This window comes from Ruminiclostridium cellobioparum DSM 1351 = ATCC 15832 (genome assembly GCF_000621505.1).
Lineage (GTDB): Bacteria > Bacillota > Clostridia > Acetivibrionales > DSM-1351 > Ruminiclostridium > Ruminiclostridium cellobioparum.
Genome location: NZ_JHYD01000032.1, coordinates 1 through 21,824, shown reverse-complemented (window position 1 = coordinate 21,824; position 21,824 = coordinate 1). Strand labels below are relative to the sequence as shown.

The 21,824-nt window shown below is 42.3% G+C and carries 21 protein-coding genes and 1 pseudogene; 21 read left to right on the top strand and 1 reads right to left on the bottom strand.

Annotated elements, in window-relative coordinates:
* Window positions 1-13 precede the first annotated feature (13 nt).
* From thiS to T344_RS28180, 21 genes are all read left to right on the top strand, one after another.
* Window positions 14-220 carry a sulfur carrier protein ThiS gene (gene thiS / locus T344_RS0112830; protein WP_027629049.1) on the top strand — a complete coding sequence of 69 codons (207 nt, stop codon included), beginning with the start codon at window positions 14-16 and terminating at the stop codon, window positions 218-220.
* Window positions 221-466: 246 nt separating this feature from the next.
* A complete protein-coding gene (metK, locus tag T344_RS0112825; protein ID WP_027629048.1) occupies window positions 467-1,645 on the top strand; it encodes a methionine adenosyltransferase in 1,179 nt (392 codons plus the stop codon).
* Between the two features lie 69 nt (window positions 1,646-1,714).
* Window positions 1,715-2,974, top strand: a complete 1,260-nt coding sequence (locus T344_RS0112820) for a radical SAM protein (protein WP_027629047.1) — start codon at window positions 1,715-1,717, stop codon at window positions 2,972-2,974.
* Between the two features lie 17 nt (window positions 2,975-2,991).
* Window positions 2,992-3,456, top strand: a complete 465-nt coding sequence (locus T344_RS0112815) for a pyridoxamine 5'-phosphate oxidase family protein (RefSeq protein ID WP_027629046.1) — start codon at window positions 2,992-2,994, stop codon at window positions 3,454-3,456.
* Between the two features lie 35 nt (window positions 3,457-3,491).
* On the top strand, window positions 3,492-4,598 hold the full coding sequence (locus T344_RS0112810; protein ID WP_051571841.1) for an ABC transporter substrate-binding protein: 1,107 nt from the start codon (window positions 3,492-3,494) through the stop codon (window positions 4,596-4,598).
* 124 nt (window positions 4,599-4,722) lie between these two features.
* Window positions 4,723-5,517 carry an ABC transporter permease gene (locus T344_RS0112805; protein WP_340140760.1) on the top strand — a complete coding sequence of 265 codons (795 nt, stop codon included), beginning with the start codon at window positions 4,723-4,725 and terminating at the stop codon, window positions 5,515-5,517.
* 54 nt (window positions 5,518-5,571) lie between these two features.
* A complete protein-coding gene (locus T344_RS0112800) occupies window positions 5,572-6,375 on the top strand; it encodes an ABC transporter ATP-binding protein (protein ID WP_027629043.1) in 804 nt (267 codons plus the stop codon).
* Between the two features lie 88 nt (window positions 6,376-6,463).
* Entirely contained in the window at window positions 6,464-7,786 is a 1,323-nt protein-coding gene (locus tag T344_RS0112795; RefSeq protein WP_027629042.1) for a pyridoxal phosphate-dependent decarboxylase family protein, read from the top strand.
* Between the two features lie 103 nt (window positions 7,787-7,889).
* Window positions 7,890-8,432: a GNAT family N-acetyltransferase gene (locus tag T344_RS28190; RefSeq protein ID WP_051571838.1), complete on the top strand. Its 543-nt coding sequence runs from the start codon at window positions 7,890-7,892 to the stop codon at window positions 8,430-8,432.
* Between the two features lie 322 nt (window positions 8,433-8,754).
* Window positions 8,755-9,825: an ABC transporter substrate-binding protein gene (locus tag T344_RS0112785; RefSeq protein ID WP_027629041.1), complete on the top strand. Its 1,071-nt coding sequence runs from the start codon at window positions 8,755-8,757 to the stop codon at window positions 9,823-9,825.
* A 59-nt stretch (window positions 9,826-9,884) separates the two neighbouring features.
* Window positions 9,885-10,676, top strand: a complete 792-nt coding sequence (locus tag T344_RS0112780; RefSeq protein ID WP_027629040.1) for an ABC transporter ATP-binding protein — start codon at window positions 9,885-9,887, stop codon at window positions 10,674-10,676.
* Window positions 10,677-10,721: 45 nt separating this feature from the next.
* Window positions 10,722-11,618, top strand: coding sequence for an ABC transporter permease (locus T344_RS0112775; RefSeq protein ID WP_084331215.1), 897 nt, complete (start codon window positions 10,722-10,724; stop codon window positions 11,616-11,618).
* A 38-nt stretch (window positions 11,619-11,656) separates the two neighbouring features.
* Complete coding sequence (locus T344_RS0112770) at window positions 11,657-12,853, top strand: radical SAM protein (protein ID WP_027629038.1); 1,197 nt, start codon at window positions 11,657-11,659, stop codon at window positions 12,851-12,853.
* Between the two features lie 82 nt (window positions 12,854-12,935).
* Window positions 12,936-14,147: a radical SAM protein gene (locus tag T344_RS0112765; protein WP_027629037.1), complete on the top strand. Its 1,212-nt coding sequence runs from the start codon at window positions 12,936-12,938 to the stop codon at window positions 14,145-14,147.
* A 41-nt stretch (window positions 14,148-14,188) separates the two neighbouring features.
* A complete protein-coding gene (locus T344_RS0112760; RefSeq protein ID WP_027629036.1) occupies window positions 14,189-14,623 on the top strand; it encodes a pyridoxamine 5'-phosphate oxidase family protein in 435 nt (144 codons plus the stop codon).
* A 316-nt stretch (window positions 14,624-14,939) separates the two neighbouring features.
* Window positions 14,940-15,701: an ABC transporter permease gene (locus T344_RS0112755; RefSeq protein WP_027629035.1), complete on the top strand. Its 762-nt coding sequence runs from the start codon at window positions 14,940-14,942 to the stop codon at window positions 15,699-15,701.
* 38 nt (window positions 15,702-15,739) lie between these two features.
* Window positions 15,740-16,513 carry an ABC transporter ATP-binding protein gene (locus T344_RS0112750; protein WP_027629034.1) on the top strand — a complete coding sequence of 258 codons (774 nt, stop codon included), beginning with the start codon at window positions 15,740-15,742 and terminating at the stop codon, window positions 16,511-16,513.
* A 44-nt stretch (window positions 16,514-16,557) separates the two neighbouring features.
* The gene (locus tag T344_RS28185; protein WP_051571836.1) at window positions 16,558-17,673 is read left to right on the top strand and encodes an ABC transporter substrate-binding protein; all 1,116 of its coding nucleotides are present in this window, start codon (window positions 16,558-16,560) and stop codon (window positions 17,671-17,673) included.
* Window positions 17,674-17,738: 65 nt separating this feature from the next.
* A complete protein-coding gene (locus tag T344_RS0112740; protein ID WP_027629033.1) occupies window positions 17,739-18,614 on the top strand; it encodes a nucleotide-binding protein in 876 nt (291 codons plus the stop codon).
* A 53-nt stretch (window positions 18,615-18,667) separates the two neighbouring features.
* Window positions 18,668-20,083 carry a nitrogenase component 1 gene (locus T344_RS0112735; RefSeq protein WP_027629032.1) on the top strand — a complete coding sequence of 472 codons (1,416 nt, stop codon included), beginning with the start codon at window positions 18,668-18,670 and terminating at the stop codon, window positions 20,081-20,083.
* Window positions 20,083-21,357: a nitrogenase component 1 gene (locus T344_RS28180; protein WP_034861385.1), complete on the top strand. Its 1,275-nt coding sequence runs from the start codon at window positions 20,083-20,085 to the stop codon at window positions 21,355-21,357. Before T344_RS0112735 ends, T344_RS28180 begins: the two co-directional genes overlap by 1 nt.
* Window positions 21,358-21,598: 241 nt before the next feature.
* Here T344_RS28180 and T344_RS28175 read toward each other — a convergent pair.
* Window positions 21,599-21,824 (bottom strand): annotated as a pseudogene (locus T344_RS28175) (IS110 family RNA-guided transposase); the annotation flags it as partial.

Sequence of the window (21,824 nt, the reverse complement as noted above, 5' to 3'; positions counted from 1 at the left end):
GGAGAGTTGTATTATGCGGATTACTGTAAATGGAAAGGAAACGGAGCTTGAAAGGGAAGTAAACATTGCCGGACTGCTTGAGCAGGGATATGTTGAAATGCAGGAATATGTGACAGTTCAGGTCAATGATATCATAGTTCAGAAAAATGAATACGATGGATTCATTATAAAAGAAGGAGATATAATTGAATTCCTATACTATATGGGTGGGGGGAACTGACTATAAAAGCTGCCGAAATAGAAGGAATAAATCTAAATTTAGTCTACTATTTATCAAAATTTACTCCATTGTAATGAAAAATACATAATATTAAAATAAACATATCGGAATGGTATATATTTAATTGCGGCATGAGAGCAAGGTGATCGGCAGAGCATTTGGAATGGAGCTGCAGCAAAGACGGAATTGATCAGAAAAATTGATTCTGCCTTATTAATAAAAATTAATATAAAAGGAGAAGTATTTATGGCTAGATTATTTACATCAGAATCAGTAACGGAAGGACATCCGGATAAAATATGCGATCAAATATCAGATGCAATACTCGATGCATTAATCGAACAGGATCCTTATTCAAGAGTTGCCGCTGAAACAACAGTAGCAACCGGTCTGGCTTTAGTGGTAGGTGAGATATCCACCAAGGCGTATATTGACATCCCCAAAATCATAAGAAATACAATCAGAGAAATCGGTTATACAAAAAATGCCGATGGCTTTGAGGCCGATTCCATCGCTGTTCTTACCTCAATAGATGAACAGTCTGCGGATATCGCACTGGGTGTAGACAGGGCATATGAATCAAAGACAGGTGATTCAAAGGAGGACTTTGGAACAGGTGCCGGAGATCAGGGAATGATGTTCGGTTATGCAACAAATGAAACCCCGGAATATCTCCCCATTACAATTTCATTTGCACACCGCCTGACCAGAAGGCTTACAGAAGTAAGAAAGAACGGAACTCTCACATATCTGAGACCTGACGGAAAATCCCAGGTGACTGTGGAATTTGATGATGCCGGCAATGCTAAAAGAATAGATACAGTTGTCATCTCTACACAGCATAGTGAAGAGGCGGCATTGCAGCAAATTAGAGAAGATATTATAAAGCATGTAATCAAAGAAGTAATTCCTGCTGATTTGCTTGATGAAAACACCAAATATTTCGTTAATCCTACCGGCAGATTTGTGATAGGAGGTCCTCAGGGAGACGCCGGCCTTACAGGCAGGAAAATAATTGTTGATACATATGGCGGAGTCGGAAGACACGGGGGCGGAGCTTTTTCCGGCAAGGATCCTACAAAGGTTGACAGGTCGGCGGCCTATGCGGTCAGATGGGTTGCAAAAAATCTTGTAGCTGCCGGGGTTGCAGACAAGCTGGAAATTGAAGTTGCATATGCAATAGGTGTTGCCAAACCTGTTTCCATATCGGTTGATACCTTTGGCACAGGGAAGATCCCGGATGAAAAAATTGTTGATATCATCAGCAGGGAATTTGATTTGAGACCGGCCGCAATAATTGACTCGCTGGACTTAAGAAAACCCATATACAAACAAACCGCAGCATATGGCCACTTTGGAAGAACCGATATTGATCTGCCCTGGGAAAGGCTTGACAGAGTTGATGCAATTAAAAAACACCTCTAAAACAAGATTAAAATTTATTAAGTAGCTGTATAGTTTTTTTAAATCGGACTAAAAGGAGATCGGTATCTAATGGCAGTTGAATTATTGAATAAAAAGCAAACTGAACTGACTCTGAAGGAGGTAATTGAAAAATACAGCGATATATCTCCATACGCAATAATTAAAGCAGATGTTCAGCGAAGGACGGTGGTATATAGTGAAAGGGCATTGGAAGCTGCCGATAAGAACATTCATCAGGTCCAGGCCAGAGGGATTTTTGCTTCTGTGGGTGAAAAGCATGACTATATGCCGGTATCCTTGATACTGAGGGACGGTCTTTCCATACTTACGGGACCTGTTACTACCTTGAGAAATGCTCCCTATGTAGTGGATAAAATTGATGGAAAATTGTATCTCACCGATAGCGGAGAGCTTGTTGAAGAGGTTGAATATTGGTATAAGCCTGATTTTCAGGATAAACTCACCTCTTCGGGAAAGCCAATGTGGCAGATAGCCACCGCAAGGCCTCAGAGGCTGGATATTGACCCCTACAGCTACTGCCATTTCTGGGATAAGGGCGATGGCTGCAGATTCTGTAACATGGGGGCTAATTTCAACAGGAGCAAACGTGAATTTAACAAGCCGGCCAGGCTGGATGCGGAGGATGTTTATGAAACAGTCCGTGAAGCATTAAAACAGCCTGGAAGGTTCACAAACATAAAAATGACGGCGGGCTCGATTTTGAGCGGTGAGGAGATTTTTGACGATGAGGTGGAAATGTATATTGAAATTCTCCAGGCCGTGGGCCGGAATTTCAAAACAAAGAGGTTTCCCAGCCAGATAATAGCTTCAGCGTTTTCTGAAAAGCAGCTGGCAAGGATATATGAAAATACGGGGGTAATGTCCTTCACTTCCGATATGGAAGTATTGAATGAAAAGCTTTTTGCCTCGGTCTGTCCCGGTAAAAGCAAGCTTGTCGGCTATAAGGAATGGAAGCGGCGCATATTTGCAGCGGTGGATATATTCGGAAGAGGCTTTGTAAATACCGGAATCGTAGGCGGGGTTGAAACGGCGCAGCCCGGAGGCTTCACCACAGAAGAGGATGCTCTGAAGGCTACGCTGGAAGAGGCTGAAGACTTCGCTCAGCATGGTGTAAGTACGGTGCATTGTGTATGGGTTCCATACCCCGGGTCGGTGTTCCAGAATCAGAACAATCCTTCCCTTGAGTATTATGTCAGGTTAAGCAAGGGGCTTTATGAACTCCGAAAAAAGTATGACCTTTCAATCGATATGGATAATTACAGACGCTGCGGAAACCATCCCGACTCGGATCTGGACCGGGTACTGTAGAGAGGAGAAAAAATAATATGGCTATACGACTTGAAAAAGATATCATTGAGCTGGTGGAAGAGGACAAAGCCGTCAAGGTGCTTGCAACCACTGATAAAGACGGTGTGCCCCACGTAGTTTTTAAAGGCTCCCTCAATATTGACCGGGATGGAAATCTTATTTATCTTGAGCTCCTGGAATCCTCCAGAACCAACAGCAACCTTGTAAACAGTATCTGGTTTAATAAAAAGGTTGCGGTATCTGTAAAATCAGAAGATGGCAGAAGTGTACAAATAAAGGGTATTCCGGTCAAGTGCCATATAACCGGCCCTGTTTTTGAACACTATTACAAAATAATCAGCCGGAGGATTCAGGATGCCGATCTGGCTGCGGTATGGGTAATAGAACCCGAGGAAATACGGGAAGAAACCTATAAAATAAGAAAAGCGGAAGAGGAAAAAAACCATCCTCTTTTACTGCACCTGGATAGATTGGCAAAATAAAATTTAAAACCCAAAAATGAAGAGGAGGCATTTCCATGCTAAAAAATAAAATTATAAAAAGAATATTATCAACATCTTTATCTTTATTACTCATTACAGCAACAGCGGGATGCGGTAATACCTCCGGTGATACAAAGTCGGCAGCAACGACACAAAGCTCTGCCGTTTCAACGACTCAGGCAGGTGCATCACAGTCTCCGGCTGCCGGTGCCTCTGCACAGAGCAGTGAACAGGGAACCTCTGCAGATAAAAATATAGTTGTTAAATACGGTTATCAGCCGGGACATTCACAGGTTGTAATAGCAGATAAAAAAGGTTTCTTCAAGGAAGAATTTGAAAAGGACAATATTACTTTTCAATTCAGCAAATTTCAGTCAGGTCCTGCGCTGATCACCTCTCTGACGGCAGGGGAGCTGGATTTCGGCCAAACAGGCGACATACCTGCGCTTTCGGCAAGGGCAAATAATGTAGATATTAAAATAGTGGGAAAATATATCAGTTCCGATCAGGTTAACAGCCTGCTTGTAACCAAAGATTCAGGAATAAAAACCATAGCGGAGCTAAAAGGCAAAAAGATTGGTGTTACTATAGGTTCAACCTGCCATCAGTTGCTGTACATATATCTGGAATCAGCAGGTCTTAAGCCGGCAGACATTCAGCAGGTAAATCTGATGCCCGGTGACATAGTCTCAAGTCTGGTGTCGGGAAATGTTGACGCGGCGGTTACCTGGGAACCCTATGCCAGCATGACTCTTGCAAAGGGAGTTACAGATAAATTGGCCGACGGCGTGGGTTATAAAAAGGAAGTTGATGTTATTATTGCAAATAACCCGTTTTTGCAGCAGCATCCTGATGTAACTGCCAGAATTCTGAAGGTGCTTGACAAGGCCGGAAAATGGGTTGCGCAAAATCAGGAGGAGGCACTTAAGATAGTCGGTACCGATGCCGGTGTTGACCCGAGTGTTTTAGCACCCATGTTTTCAAAAGTGGTTGTGGATGATATAGGCTTAAATGCCGAAGATATTGATTCAATAAAGAAATCCCAGGAATTCTTGAGAAAATATCAGATTATCAAGAAAGATGTGGACGTGGATGCACTTATTGATACCCAATATTTAAAATTGGCAGGCATTCAGAAGTAGGCTCTATATTAATTCTGAAAAAATCACTACATGGTTTCAGCCGTAATTAAATCTATAGAAATACCGCCTGAGCAGGGTGAATATGTATTCATCCTGCCTGCGCTATTTAAGGGGTGAAATGTATATGAGTTTCAAAATGAACACTAAAATAAGCCACTTTGATAAACGCCTGAATATTTTATTGATGTTTCTGACACCTGTGGTGATAGTGGCAGCCTGGCAAATAGCCAGTGAAAACGGCAAAATTAATGCGTCTGTATTGCCTTCACCTTTTACCATAGGCGGAACACTGGCTTCTATGGCACAGAGCGGAGAATTGTTTCAGCATTTGAGCGTAAGTCTGCTTCGGGTAATAAAAGGATATCTGGTGGGATGCTTACTGGGTATAACTGCAGGAACACTTATGGGTCTCATAAGAAAATTTGAAAGTGCCATGACTCTGGTTTTTGGAATAATCAGACCCATTCCAATAATTGCATGGGTTCCCATATTAATTCTCTGGATGGGGATTGACGAATCATCCAAAGTAACGGTGATAGCTTTCGGTACGTTTTTTCCTGTAATGCTTAATACTGTTTACGGTATCCAAAGCACCGACAAAAAATATCTCGAGGTGGCATATTCTTTAGAAAAAAGTCCTGCCAGGATCCTGCTTAGAGTTATTTTTCCATCTGCTCTTCCTGCCATATTTACAGGAATACGTATAGGTCTGGGAATAGCCTGGATGAGTGTTGTTGGCGCCGAGTTGATAGCTGCTTCCTCAGGCATAGGTTATCTTATTTCGTATGCGGGACAGTTATCCCAGCCTGATGTAATGCTGGCAGGAGTTATTTCAATAGGAATTGTGGGACTGCTGCTTGATATACTGCTCAGGGCGGTTGAAAGGCTGGTTTTGAAATGGAATATAACAAGCAAATAAATATTCACCGTCTGTGTGTTATAAATATCAATCGGTAAAACGGAGGTTAACCTGATGACTGATGCAAATAAAGAAATTCTTGAAATAAAAAATTTGAATATCAATTTTACAATTGATTCGGGTATGCTTCAGGTTTTGAACAATATAAACCTTACCATTTCAAAAGGCGAATTCATATGTATTGTCGGAGCCAGCGGCTGCGGGAAAAGTACTCTGCTTCGGATAATCGGAGGCCTGGAGCAGGACTATACGGGCAGTTGCCTGTTTAAGGGACAGGAAGTAAGAAAGCCGTCGGTAGACCGCGGCTTCGTATTTCAGGAATCGAGGCTCTTTCCATGGCTGACAGTTGAGAAAAATGTGGAATTTGGCCTTAGAGATGCTTCGGAAGAAAAACAAAATAATAATTTAAAAAGCAAAAGAAAAACGGTGCGGCAGCATCTGGAATTAGTCGGGCTTGAGAACTTCGGCAAGGCATATCCCAATCAGCTTTCGGGCGGAATGCAGCAGCGTGCCAGCATAGCCAGAGCATTGGTGAACAATCCCGACATGCTTCTGCTGGATGAACCCTTCGGTGCATTGGATGCTTTTACCAGGATAAATATGCAGCAGGAAATACTTAAAATCTGGCATAAGGAAAAGACCACAATGATCCTGGTCACCCACGACATTGACGAGGCTGTTTATCTGGCCGACAGGGTTGTTCTGATGTCCCAGAGGCCCGGAACCATAAAGAGGATTGTCAAGAATGATGTTCCCAGGCCCAGAAACCGGAAAAATCCCGAGTATACAAAAATAAGGAATGAGATATTTGAAGAGTTTTTTTCAGAATTTGAGACTGATATTGAGTATTTTATTTAACGGGAGTAACAGGACTTTGTTAAAATTTTATTATTTGATAGCCGCTATACCGGCTCAAAGCCATAACACGGCTCATGGAGGTTAACTTATGCTTAAATTTCCCAATGAGGGTTCGGATTTGAAGACAATTTATTCAAATATGGATGAACTCAAAATAAAAGATGGAAACTGGAAGGAAGGAAAGACCTGGAGTCTTGTATATTATGCAGGCGAAGAAATAACCAAAGTCGCCGAAGAGGCCTACTTGAAATTTTTCCATGCCAATGCCTTAAATCCTACGGTCTTCAACAGTCTGCGCCAGTTTGAAAATCATATTCTGTCCATGGCTGCCGACCTGTTTCACGGCGGTGAGGAGACTGCCGGAAGTCTGACCAGCGGAGGCAGCGAAAGTATTCTTATGGCTGTTAAGACATATAGGGATGAGGCCCGGGCTCTTCATCCGGAAATCAGGGAGCCCGAAATGATTTTACCTGTGTCGGCCCATGCTTCCTTTGAAAAAGCAGCTCATTATTTTGGTGTCAAGGCGGTGCATATACCGCTGACTGATGAGTATAAAGCTGATCTAAAGGCAATTGAGCAGGCAATCACACCCAATACAATACTTATAGTGGGGTCAGCTCCGGCGTATCCACAGGGGATTGTCGACCCAATAGCTCAAATGGGTCAGCTTGCACTTAAATATGGACTGAGGTTTCATGTGGACGCCTGCCTGGGAGGATTTATCCTGCCCTTTATAAAGGATATCGGTTACCGGGTTCCGGACTTTGATTTTTCTGTTCCGGGTGTAAGTTCTATTTCGGCAGATCTGCATAAATATGGTTTTGCAGCAAAGGGAGTGTCTGTCATACTTTACCGGAACAGCACCTTGAGGAGATACCAGTATTTTGCCTATGCCGACTGGCCGGGCGGCCTGTTCGTATCACCGTCGGCCACGGGTACCAGGCCGGGCGGTGCAATAGCATCCGCCTATGCGGTTCTGAACTATTTGGGCCGGCAGGGCTATCAGAAGCTGGCCCGCACAGTTATGGACATAACCGGACAGCTGCAGAAGGGTATAACGGAAATTCCCGGACTGTTTATACTCGGGAAACCTGAAGCCGGCGTCTTTGCTTTTGGTTCAGACAGTATAAATATTCATGCCCTGGCAGATAAGCTGGAGGAGAAGGGCTGGGTAATAGATCAGCAGACAAATCCGGACTGTCTCCATTTTATGGTGACGCCGGCTCACGAGAATGCTGCCGAAAGTTTTCTGAAAGATTTAAAAACTGCTGCAGCAGAAGTAAAAAGCAATCCCGAAGCTTCGACGGGAAACAGTGCGGCGCTTTACGGCATGAAAGCGGCGCTGCCCCCGGGAAAGACCGAAGAATATCTGCTGGACAGCCTGAATAAGCTGATGGGCAGGAATGAGTAACAGTTTGCTAAAACGAAAAAATGAATGAATAGAATGAACTAATAGGACGAACGAACAGGATATTTTGATATGAATTATGTAAACTGGTTAGGGAGCTGCAAATATGAAATTTGAAAATGGAGACTTTTTAATAAAGGCAGCTGAGGAAAAGGACATTCCCGTAGTCTTGAATATGAGAAAGAAACTTTTCAGTGATACGGGTGTCCCGCGGGATGCGTTCAGGGACGATCTGGATTCCACTTTGCTGCAGGATTATACTGATGCATATAAAAGAAAGGATATGCTTCATTTCCTTGCCTGTGACAGGGAAAAGGACGGACAGCCTGCAGCAATTGCAGGATTGCTGCTGAAAAGGGATTTTCCCTACTATTTGTTTAAACCGGGTTATTACGGCTGGGTTATTGATGTTTACACCGAACCCGAATACCGCGGCAGGGGTCTGGCCACAAGGCTTCTGGAAAAGGTAAGGCTCTGGGGACAGGAAAAAGGGGTTGCCGAGCTGAAGCTTATTTCAGCAAGTCAAAATGCTCGTAAAATTTATGAAAAATTCGGATTCCGGCCTACTTCTGAGATGAGCATGAATATAGGAGGACAAAAAACCTATAACGAGCTTATCGATCTTGCAAATGAAAGCAATAAACCTTAGGAGTATATAGTAAACAGGCAGGACTACAGGTCTTAATCCAAATATAGTCAGTTAAATATCTAAATTTAATCTATTGTTGTATAACCTGATTGTAAATATAATAATAAATATAAACATACATAGAGGAATTATATGACATAATTCATTTATAACACTGGCGGCAAAAAGAATTGAATATTTTCAAAATCCAATATATCTGATTAGAAAACTAAAGGGTAATTGTAGTTAAATGCTGTGATTATTCTTTAGTTTTTTTAATTCCATAAAATAAAAAATAAATTTTTAAATTCAATACTAAAAGTAAAGAAAGCGAGGGTGTAACATGAAAAACAAAAAATTCAAGCTTCTAGTTGCAGCTTTAATGATTATCAGCCTTTTGTCGGGTGGAATTACAGGCTGCGGCAGCAACTCAAACAGTGATTCGAAGGCTGCGGCACAAAATACGGAATCAAATTCTACAACAAAAGCAGTATCAGGTTCGGAAGATAAAGATACCTTCAAAATCAATATTGCAGTAGATTCAGGTACTTTTGCATATCCATTCTGGGTTGCCAAAAACAAAGGCATCCTGAAAAAATACAATATCGAAGCAAACTATCAGACTTATGCATATGGAATTGATACTATAAATGCTGTTCAGCTTGACCAGGCAGATATTGGCGAAGCTATGGATTTTGCGGCGGTAAGCCGGCTGGGCGGAGCAAGCGAGCTGCAATTTATTTCTTTTATCGCCGGTAATAAATTAAGTGCAGCAAAATTATATGTTCTCAAAGACAATATTCAAAAAGTTGAAGAGCTGTCAGGTAAATCGGTAGTTGTACAAAAAGGAACCGTAAATGAATATGTCTGGGCACAGACTTATGCCAAATTCGGTATTGATCCCAAATCGGTAAATCCTCTTTATATCAGCAGCACTGCAGAGGGGCTTGCACTCGTGAAATCAGGGGATGCCGATGCAATCTGGGCAGGAGCGGATATCAGCAGCCAGGTTGAAGAACTGGGAGGCAGAAATCTTGGTGATTACAGTCTAATAGGATTTGCTCCGCAGGGATTTCTGATGCTCAAAAAAGGATATCTTGAAAAAAATAATGAAGGCGTACAGCGTCTTTTGAAAGCTTTAAAGGAAGCAGTTGATATAATCAACGCTGATCCGGAGGAAGCTGCCAATATTGTAAAAGATAACTTTAAAATACCTGTAGAGAATATAGCAAGAGTATTGGGAGATACAATTTTTGATATCAGACTGAGTCAACAGGATGTGGACCAGCTGGACAGTGTTACAAAATGGTCAATCCGGAATAAATTGATCAAATATGATTTCAGTGTCAGGGATTATATATATTTAGAGCCTCTTCAAGCGGTATTCCCGGATACAATTACCTATAAAAAATAGACAATCTCAAAAAATCAATCTGTCAAGTACCGATAATAAAAAGAAAGTATGGTGAGCAAATGAGTATCAGCAGTGGCACATGCATTAAAATAGATAATCTCTCAAAGGATTATACAAATGATTTCAGCATAAAAAAATCCGGCCGTAATGTAATCAAAGGTATCAATCTTGAAATAAAAAGCGGAGAATTTCATATTATACTTGGTCCGAGCGGATGCGGAAAATCGACACTGTTGAATATTATTGCCGGGTTTATTTCCAAATCTGAAGGCAGTGTCACACTGGACGGTGTTGAAATTAAAAAACCCGGACGGGATAGGGGTGTGGTATTTCAAAATGCGGATTCGGCAATATTTCCATGGCTGACTGTCAGGGGAAATGTGGAATACGGCTTAAAAATGAAGGGAATCAAGTCCAGGGAGCGCAGACAGATATCGTCCGAATATATTAAGCTGGTCGGCCTTGAAAACCACGAGGACAAATATCCGGGGGAGCTGTCGGGAGGAATGAAGCAGAGAGTTCAAATGGCAAGAAGCCTCTCCAATGATTCTGAAATCTTAATTATGGATGAACCCTTCGGAGCATTGGATGCGCATACAAGAAGGATCATGCAGATTGAACTTGTAAAGATCTGGCAGAAAACCGGTAAAACTATTATTTTTGTAACGCACGATATAACCGAAGCCATACTTTTAGGACAGAGAATAAGCATTATGTCCAAATCACCCGATGCAACCATTTATAAAATATATGATAATGATTTGTCCTATCACAGAAACATAACGTCTCCCGAATTCGTAAAGTTGTTCAAACAGATACAGGGACACTTTGATTTTGGGGAAAATATTTAAAATTTGTGTCTGACTTGTACAGTACACAGGAAAGGAGAATCGAAGGTGGAGAGAGCAATAGAAATAACTGAGCCGGATATTATATCAAATGAAGTGAAGCACCCGGAAGATGCCTATACATTAGTAAATAAAGAACCAGAAGCTCTTTACAGTACAGGGAATAACGTTAAAAGAACCGTCTGGTTTTTAGCGGAGAAAGGCATTTTGACCTGGTTGCTGTTATTCAGTATCTGGGGTATCGCCTCACTGGCGTATACAGTCGACTTTTTACCCAGTCCTTTTGAAACAATAGCAGGAGCAAAGGAAATAATACTTGACGGAACCTTGATAAAGTTTATTTTAATAAGCTCCCAAAGAGTATTGTCAGGATGGGGACTGGGCATTTTATTTGCCATACCCGTGGGTCTGATAATTGGTCGAATTGAGCTGTTGCGCAGGATATTCGAACCCTTTATTGATTTTCTCAGATTTATTCCCGCAATAGGTTTTTTGACATTATTCCTGATGTGGTTCGGAGCGGGTGAAAAATCCAAGATCATACTTATTTTTTATGCTACCGTATTTGTAATTCTGATAAATACAATCGTTGGTGTTCTCAGTATTGACAAGAACAGGCTGCAGGCTGCCAGGTCGCTTGGTGCCTCGGAATTCCAGATTATTTATTCTGTTTTGATCCCGTCTGCACTTCCTCATATATTTACCGGGATCAGGCTTGGGCTTGGAGGGGCATTTACCTCCATCGTTGCAGCTGAGATGCTTGCAGCCAAGGAAGGCATCGGGTTTCTGATATATACCTCAAGGCTGTATTTCAGGACCGACTGGATATTTGTCGGTCTGCTGACACTTGGCTTGATGGGGTACATATCGGACCGGCTCATAAGATTATTCGGAAAGATAGTTCTGGGCCGCTATGGAATTAATGATACCAAGAAATTTGACTAAAAGACTGATATTTTTTTAATGTAAAGGAGCTGCTGAAAATGAGTTTAAAATGCAAACTGTATGAGGAAGTAAGACTGAAAAATGAAGTTACCGTAGAGGGAATAAATATAACTGACGAAGTTGATTTACTGCTGAGAAATCTGGATCTGGGAGGAAAATATCAGGAAGAGGTTCACGGCATGTTTGAATATGACAGAGAGCCTCATGCAGGTATTGCCCATCCGGTAGGCTTCCGGTCTCCAAACGGGTTTTTGTTCCCTTTCAATTCGTACAGGAAATCCAGATTTTCCATTGGCTATGACAAGGGCTCATATATTCTCACAGAAAACGGGAATAAGGTTTTTGATATTGACTTTCTGGAGAGGCCGGAATATTACCGTCATACTACCAGTGACGGAGTTCAGATGAAGAATATAGCGGTATATAATCACGAGGGGGTTGTATTTGTTACATACAGCAATGAATGCCATTTGAAGGAAAAAGGTCTGGACTGCCTTTACTGCAATATTAATGCCACAAAGAATACATATGCCGATGTGGAGGGTATCAAGTGGAAATATCCGAAGCAGATAGCCGAAACAGTAAAGCTGGCATATGAAGAACCCGGCAGACATCATGTTACTTTGACTGGAGGTTTTGTTCCGGAGCATCGTGAAATGGATTACTATTTTGATGTTGCCGAGGCTATTCAGAATGAAACCGGTTTGAATGATTTCAATGGAACGGCAGTAATCGGTGCGCCGGAGGACCATGGCATCATAGACAGGTACAAAGAGGCAGGCTACCGCACACTGGCCATAAATATCGAATTGTGGGATAAAAACATTTTCAAAGCTATCTGCCCCGGAAAGGAACAGCTGAGCGGAGGCTGGGAAAACTGGAAATCCTCTCTTGAACATGCCGCAAAAGTATTTGGCCACGGAAGAGTACGTTCCAATATTGTGGCAGGTTTGGAGCCAAAGCGTTCAACACTGGAGGGAGTGGAATATCTGGCCTCAAAAGGTATAGTTTGTTTCGCAGGGGCCTGGTGCCCGAATCCGGGTTCCGAACTGGAGAACCATAGAAGTCCTGAACCTGAATGGCATTGGGATCTGATTATGAAAATGTCCGAAATATTCCGCAGAAACGGATTTACATATGATCAGCTGTATGATTGCAGTGCTTCTGCCAATTCGTGCATACATGACATTTATAGAATTGAGCATGGACACTCTATTGTTTGCAAAAACGTATGATACTACAATTAATGTAACAGAAATGACAGTTGAAACCTAGTAAATATATATGTGAAATATAATAACTTGCAGGAGGGGTTGTATGGGAAGTCTTAAGGAAAAATTATACGAAGAGCTAAAGCTGAAATTAACGTTGTTTATTGAAGGGGTAAGCTATGAAGAGGGAATTTTCGACAAACTCATAAATAATGACAGAACTTTGAAGAAACAGGAATATTGTACCTGGGATAAGGAGCTTGTTACAAAGAAGAACTTTAACCTGCCATATACATTTACTCTGGAAAATGGATCAGGCGTACCAATTGTAGTTGATAGAAATTCCCCGTATAAAATCGAGGAAAACGAAGGAGTATTCGGTCTTTCATACAAAAATAAAAAGATATCGGATATAGCTTTTCCAAAGGCGCCGGAGTTTTACTCAAAGTTCACAAAAGATGGAGCCAGTATGAGAAACATTGCCAGTGAAAGCTCATTCGGAAGTGAAGACAAAAGTATTATTGTTTCTTACAGCACCGAATGTTCGGTAAAGGATAAAGGTCAGACCTGTCTCTTTTGTACCATGAACGGGACAAAAGGACTGGAAAAGGGAGAGGAAAGGCCTCCATGGAAATATCCCAATCAGATAGGAGAGACAGTAAAAGCCGCCTACGATGAAGGCTTCAGTCATTTGACAATTACCGGGGGCTTTGTGCCTGAACGGCGTGAAATGGAATACTATCTGGATGTGGCCGACAGCATCAAGGAGGCACTGGGCAGAGAGGAGTTCAACGGTACTGCATGCATCGGAGCCCCTCTTGATTTTTCGGTGATTGATAAATACAAGGAGGCAGGCTTCAGTACTATCGCGTTTAATACCGAAGTCTGGGGCAAAAACTACTTTGATATTATTTGTCCGGGAAAAGTGGAAGAATGCGGAGGCTTTGACAATTGGATAAAAGCAATAGAATATGCCGTACAGGTATTTGGCAGGGGAAAGGTAAGAAGTAACTTTGTATGTGGTTTGCAGCCCAAGGAAGTATTGTTCGAGGGACTTGAATATCTTGCTTCAATCGGAGTAGTTACTGTGGCATCCAGCTGGATTCCCGGCATAGGTTCTCCGCTTGAGGGTCACAGGTCACCTACAGTGGACTGGCATTGGGATGTACAGCTGAAGCATGCGGATATACTCAGAAAATATGGACGTACATATGAAGAAATTTTCAATGCCACACCCAATAGAAATTTTGCACATGAAATTTATCAGATAGAGGATGAGACCCTGCCAATATTTAAAAAGCAGGGATACACTCAGTAAAACAGCTATTCAAACAAAGTTAAGAAAGAGGAGATAATATTATGTCAATTAATAACGAGGAAATAACAGCTTATTTAAAAAATAGCAAGAGTCTGGTGCTGGCAACTGTGAATGAGGCGGGAGAGCCCGATATAAGAACTCTTGGCGGATACGGGGTATCGGAACTGGAAATTTATTTTGCCACAGCCAAAGAAAGCAGCAAAGCCAAGCAGTTGAAGGATAAAAATGACGTTGCTGTTTTATTCCAGCACGAAAATCAGGTAATACCTGATTTTGTGAATATTACATTATACGGTAAAGCTGTCCTTACCGGTGGTGAAGAGTTCAATACGGGAAAGCAGCTTATATTAAACCGGAGGCCCCAGCTGTCGGCAGGAATTGATAATCTGAATATTTACCGGGTAAAGGCTGAAAGGATAAAGGTTTTGGATTTCAAGGCTTCCAATCCCGCTGAGAGAGTACGTACCCTCTATTGACAATGTACAACACGCCTCACACCGGCTATTTTGCCACTTTTCTTTGTTGTCGTCCTTGCCTTGCGACAGCAAGGCTGCGTCCATCCTCCTCGAAAATTGCCAAAATATTTCGGCGTGAGGTCGGTGATTTTTGAACGAGAGAATTTGGCTTGCGACAAGGCAAAGACGCGCAGAAAGGCTTTGTGCCTTGCAAGCGGCTTCAACGCCGCCGCAGGGCAAATTCACCGTTCAAAAACGTATTGTACCATTGTTAATAGAGGGTACCATTACTTTATAGCACACAGCCCGGCAAAATTAGTTAGGGGGACTTCAGATAATGAAAAAAATAAAAGTTATTCTACTCAGCCTCATCATACCTGTAACCGTGATTATAGTCTGGAGTATTGCAACAGCCAGGGGAGTTGCGCCCGAAGCCATATTGCCCAGCATAAAAAGTGTCTTGAATGCATTCAGGGAAAATCTGGCTTCGGGACAGCTTGCGCAGGACCTGGGAATAAGCCTCTCAAGAGTGGTAAAGGGGTATTTTGCAGCAGTACTGCTGGGAGTGACACTTGGAACGGTAATGGGTATGTCAAATAACGTCAACCACATACTTTCCCTTACACTTAATGCAATACGCCAGATTCCGATGATGGCATGGATTCCGTTAATCATTCTATGGTTCGGTATAGATGAACTTTCAAAGATAGTTGTAATTATTCTGGGAGCCTTCTTCCCGATAATGGTCAATACTTTCAGCGGCATCAGAGGAACCCCTCCCGGTTACATAGAAGTTGCAAGGCTGTATAAATTGAGCCGTTGGAATACCTTTAGAAAAGTATATCTTCCATCTGCAATACCACAAATATTTGTGGGTTTGAAACTTGGACTGGGAATTTCATGGATGGCGGTGGTCGCGGCGGAATTAATAGCATCCACCGAAGGAATTGGTTTCAGGATCAGTGATGCCAGGAGCATGATGAAGCCTGATATAGTGATTATGGGAATGGTTGTTATCGGCATGGTGGGAATAGTGATGGATAAATTATTGACTTTTGTTTCGAAGAAATCCACTCCCTGGATAGGAAACAAGGGATAGGGCACATGGAGGTTAAAAAAATGAACGGGGGCGGATGTATGCCGGAACACGTTTTAAGAATTAAAGACCTATATAAATCCTTTAAGGTTGGCAGGGAAGATATCCCGGTTTTGCAAAATATCAATCTGGAGTTCCGCAAAGGTGAATTTATTACAATCGTAGGGCATAGCGGATGCGGAAAGAGTACTTTGCTGAAAATCATAGCGGGGCTGGTGGAATATGAGACAGGAGAGGTATCCTACTCGGGTAAAAGGATAGTTGAACCTGGAACCGACAGGGGAATGGTATTTCAGGAGCATAGACTGCTGCCCTGGCTGACTATTTCAGAAAATATAGGCTTTGGACTATTTAATTTGCCTAAGGAAGAAAAAGAAGAATCAATTTCGAAGCATATTGAATTAGTTCAGCTCAATGGCTTTGAAAAAGCATATCCCAATCAGCTTTCAGGGGGAATGGCTCAGAGAGCGGCAATAGCAAGAGGGCTGGCAAGCAATCCGGAAATACTGCTGCTGGATGAACCCTTCGGAGCCCTTGATGCACTTACCAGAATTCAGATGCAGAAAGAAATCCTCAGGATATGGAAAGAGGAAAAAACAACTATGATTATGGTTACCCACGATATTGATGAGGCAATCTATCTGGGACAGAAAGTGGTGGTAATGTCTGCCAGACCGGGTGAAATTAAAGAAATAATCAATGTTGACACCTCCTCTCTAAAAGACAGAGGCAGTACTGAATTTGCACATATAAAGAAAAAAATATACAACCACTTCTTTCAGGATGAAAATATTGAAATCGAATATACCATCTGACTTAAAATCCAATTATTCAAACAGTTGCATAGGAGGTAATTTTCATGAAAAAACTTACATTGAGGTTATTGTCATTAATTATAATAGTAGTATTTATAGCCGGGGGCTGCGGAGTAAATTCACAATCCGGAAGTGCTTCAAATTCGGCTGCAAGTCAGAGCCAGGCAGCACAAAGTACAGCGCAGCAAAGTACTTCACAGCAAAATACACCTGCCGGTTCAGGTTCAAAGACTGAAAAGAAAACCGTAACGCTGGCAGTTGCACAGGAATCCAATGAACTGTCAGGAATATGGGGTGTAGCCGATAAACAGAAATATATAGAGGAAGAGCTTGATAAAGTGGGCTATCAGCTCAAGGTTCTGGGCTTTGCTGCGGCAGGGCCGGCAGTAAACGAAGCTTTTGTATCAGGAAAGATCGATCTGGCATACTACGGCAATCTTCCTCCTGTGGTTTTAAAGTCAAAAGGTATTGATGTATCCATCGTTTCTATTGTTGATTCCCAATATAATTTTTCGGTAATTGTGCCGGCCGGTTCGGCAGTTAAGACGCCGAAGGATCTGGAGGGCAAGAGGGTTATAGTCGGGAAAGGTACGATTATTGATGAATATTGGGGCAATCTTGTAAAAGCCTATGGGATCGATGCAGGGAAGGTCAAAGTGATAAACGACGTGGCAAATGCGAACTCCACCTTTATCAGCGGTAACGCCGACGCTTTGATTTCAGCTGACTTTGCCGCCCATCTTATCAATAAGCAGTTCCCCATAAAGGTAATTGAAACAACCTCCGCAAGTCACCCTGAATTTGCAAGCCAGCTGGTTGTAGCTGCTTCGGGGAAATTCTCAAAGGAGCATCCCGAGGTTGTTACCGCATTGCTGAAGGCATATATCCGCGGCTATGACTATTCCCTGCAGCACAGGGATGAGGCATTGAAGGCTTTTGCCACAAACAGTATCCCTCTGGATGTAGTTGAAAAAGTATATTCCAACGGAGACAAAACCTTTGTAAATCTGGACGGAGGAATTGAACAGGCAGATAAGGAACGGTTAAAGAAATTGAATGATTTTCTGCTTGAGTATAAATACATAGAAAAAAGCGCAGAGGTAAACAGTCTTGTGGACACCGGATTTTTTGAAAAGGCACAAAAGGAATTGGGGAAATAGCATCGGTCTGACCGGACAGGTTTGATGAATCAAGCATAATATATAAAACAAAAAGGATGATGTAAATGAGTAAAAAAATCAAACATATTGCCATATACGGAAAAGGCGGCATAGGAAAATCCACAACCACCTCCAATATCAGCGCGGCGCTTGCAGAAGCGGGTTACAGGGTTATACAGATCGGCTGCGATCCCAAAAGTGATTCCACAAATACACTGAGGGGCGGAAATTATCTGCCGACTGTTCTTGACAGCCTGCGGGACAGCAGCAATGTAAAAATAGAGGATATATCGGTTGTAGGGTTCAAAGGGGTTTTATGTATTGAAGCCGGAGGTCCTGTTCCGGGAGTGGGTTGTGCGGGGAGAGGAATAAATGCCGCAATCACTCTGCTGCAGGAATTGGACCTGTTTGAAAAGTTCAAGCCGGATGTGGTGCTGTATGACGTATTGGGGGATGTTGTGTGCGGCGGTTTTGCAGTTCCCATAAGAGAAGGGATAACCGACAAGGTATATGTTGTGAGCTCCTCTGATTTTATGGCCGTATATGCAGCCAATAACCTGTTCAAGGCAATCAGTAAATATGCACCTACGGGAGGAGCTCAACTGGGAGGCATTATTGCCAACAGCGTGCTCACTCCATATGCAAAACCGCTGATAAACGATTTTGCTTCCAGGACAGGAACAAAAGTAGTCCAGTATGTCCCCAGGTCATCAATTGTTGCACAGAGTGAACTGCACGGAAAAACAGTCATAGAGGCAAATCCCGATTCGGAGCAGGCCGACGTGTACAGAGCTCTTGCAAAATATATAATTGAGGACCAGGAGGCAGCGGTACCCAATCCTTTAAGTGTCACCGAGCTCAGAGACTGGGCAAAGGATTGGGGAGACAGGATTTTAAAGATCGAGGCCGATACGGCAAGTGATCTTAATGCCAATATTTAATCAATATACGACTAATATTCCAGTTATGGCCGCAGGCGGAGAATGGAGGCAATATGGATGTTTTGAAAGGAAAGGCACCGGTAATCAGGGAAAAAAGACTATCTGCCATCGGAGCTTATTATGGAACAGTAGAGGCTATATTAAGAGAATTTTATGACGGTAATCTGAAGCAGCGTGTCAGAACCTTTTCTCAGGATACAAATTCGGATATCCTCTATGCTTTACAGGTAATAAATACCATTGAGGATGCAGGAATAATCATACATGGGCCAAGGGGCTGCGGAATAATTCAAAACCATTTCAATAACATAAACTCGCTGGATACCATGTGGGCAGTGACCAATATCGATGAGGAAGACTCTATCTTGGGCAGTGATATCAAGTTGAGAAGAACCGTAAAAAGTATTTATGAGGAAAATCATCCCGGGGTAATTTTTGTACTGACAACGTCGGTAGTTGCTATCAACAATGACGATGTGGCCTCTGTTATCCGGGATTTGACCGAAGAGCTGGGTGTTCCTGTTGTTCCGGTATATACTGACGGGTTTAAATCAAAAATGGGTGTAACAGGCTATGATGTGGCCATTCATTCAATAGTGAAGTACTTACTTCCCAATAAAGCTGAAAAACAAAATTTTATAAATGTTATTTCTCTGAATGAAAACAGGGAGAGTCTTGAGGAAATTGGCCGGCTTTTGGAGGCTCTGGAGGTTGAAACCAATATGTTCCCTGGATTTTCAAGGCTTGAGAATCTGACAAGGGCGGGCAGTGCATTGTTCAACCTGGTAATCAAGAAAGGTGAGGGAGCTTACTTTTCAAAGGTATTAAAGGATATATATGATATTCCTGAAATTGAGGTAAATACACCTATAGGAATCAAAGCCACCAATAAATGGCTTGCCGGGATAGGTGAGCAGCTGGGAAAGGAACGGCAGGCAAGGGAACTGATTGAAAAAGAAAGTCTGTACACCGCAAATATCCTTGAAAAGTATAAATTGGACCGGACGAGGGTTTTTTTAAGCTGTGAGCCTGAATATGCCAATTCCGTAATCAGCCTGCTGGAGGATCTGAATGCCGAGATAACCGGTATAAAGGTACCCTATCTTGATATTACACATCTCAAGCATATGGAGAAGCTTTACAGAAAAAATCCGGAATTATCTTTGCTGATTGGAGAGGGACAGCCTTATGAGCAAATAAATATTTTGAAGAAAACCGGAGCCGAAATATTTGTAGGAAACGATCTGGCTGCCGACGCAATAGCTGTTGAAGGTATTCCGGTTTTAAATATTGAGAATATCAATATTCTGGGCTACAGGGGCAGTATAGTTTTTGCGGAAAAATTGTATAAGCTGGTAAAATACCATGGTTTTGCAGATAATTTCAAATATTCTTCAAACCGTCCCATTTATCAAGCCGGGTGGCTGAAGAAAAATACAAACTGGTATATCAAGCAGGAGGTGAAGTAATGGCAGATTACATTGAATTTAACAGGAATGGCTGCCTGCTGCAGGGAGCCGTGAGTGTTTTAAAGGCAATCGGCGGCGTTGTACCCATTATTCATTCGACGGCAGGCTGTGCAGTTCAGGAAAAATATATATCAAACGCTGCAAATGGATATGCTGCCGACAACTACACTCTGGCTTGTACAAATGTTATGGAAAAGCAAATAATTTTCGGTGGAAGTGCCAGACTGAGGGAACAGATCAAAAATACCGTAAAGGTACTGGAAGGTGAACTTTATGTGGTAGTCAGCGGCTGTGCCTCGGAAATTGTGGGAGACGACATGGGGGCAATGACGAAGGAAGCGGCGGAGCAGGGGTATCCAGTTATAAATATCAGCACTCCCGGATTTAAAGGCCACAGCTTTGATGCCTACGTAAAAGTAACCAGAGGGATAATAGAAGGTCTTTCCAAAAGCTATAACTCTGAATCGGCCGTAGACAGGGAGTTAATCAATATATTCGGCATTGCTCCCAATCTTGATCCCTATTGGGAGGGCAATCTGGAGGAGTTGTATACCTTGCTTGAAGAGGCGGGGTTCAGGGCAAATCCGCTGTTTGGTTACAGAAGCACCGTGGAAAACTGGAAGCAGATAAGAAATGCAGGCTTGAATGTGGTGTTTACGGGCTGGGGACTTGAAATAGCCCGTTATCTGGAAGAAAGGTTCGGCACTCCCTATATTTATATAGATGAAGTTCCTTTCGGAATTGAAGGTATTGAAGAAATACTGGAAAGACTGGCCGGTGTATACGTAGGCAAAAAGGAGCTGCTTGACGGGATAAGGCGGCAGGTAAGGGATAAGTATCTTTATTTTCTGTCAAAATTAGCTTCCGGCTACTACAGACATCATATTCAAAAAGAGGCTGTACTGGTTGGGCCTTCTTACATAGCCGCCCCGCTGGCAAAATTCCTTGAGAACGGCTTTGGACAAATCATCAGGTCGGTAATCATCACAAATAATATACCGCGACACGAGAAAGAGAAGCTTTTAAAAAAATTTGAAAATATTGAAATTGTTTTTTCAGAGGATGGCAGAAGGATAGAAGATAAAATCAGGGCCATAAGGCCTGAAATTATTCTTGGAAGCCAGCTGGAAACAAGCATAGCAGAGGAGCTTGACATTCCTATACTGTATATTTCTCTGCCCACAGAGGGGAGAATCATTTTGAACAAAAGCCTGCTGGGCGTGAGTGGAAGTCTTGCATTGCTTGAGGCATACAGCAATGCTTTTACCAAATAAAAAAGTATTGAAAATACTTTTTGTCGTGCCAAAGGCTTTAAAAAGAGCTCAATTCATTTGGCACATGGCCAATTAACTTCCTTTATTCGCCACATTGCGATAAAGGATATAAGTTTTCATTACATTTTGTGGCCACAAATGTGGCTCATGGAGGTTAGCGTGAAAAAGTCTATCCGTAGCAGTAAAAAGGGCAAACTTAACTAAGACCCTTATGGATCCTCGAAAATTTAATAATAATTGTTTAAGCCAGGGAAATATCGCGAGTTTTAATTACGCCATTGGAAACAAGGAGTTTTATAGCCTGTTTAATGGCTTTCTCCTTCTGTTTTTCCAGGATTTCCTGTGGCATATCAATTTTGTACAAATCGCTCGGATTCCATTCTTCACCGGTAACAAACATGTTGTAAACAGCGGTGAGTATCATTCTGGCGATAGCGATAATGGCTCTTTTTTTGCCCCTCCTTTTG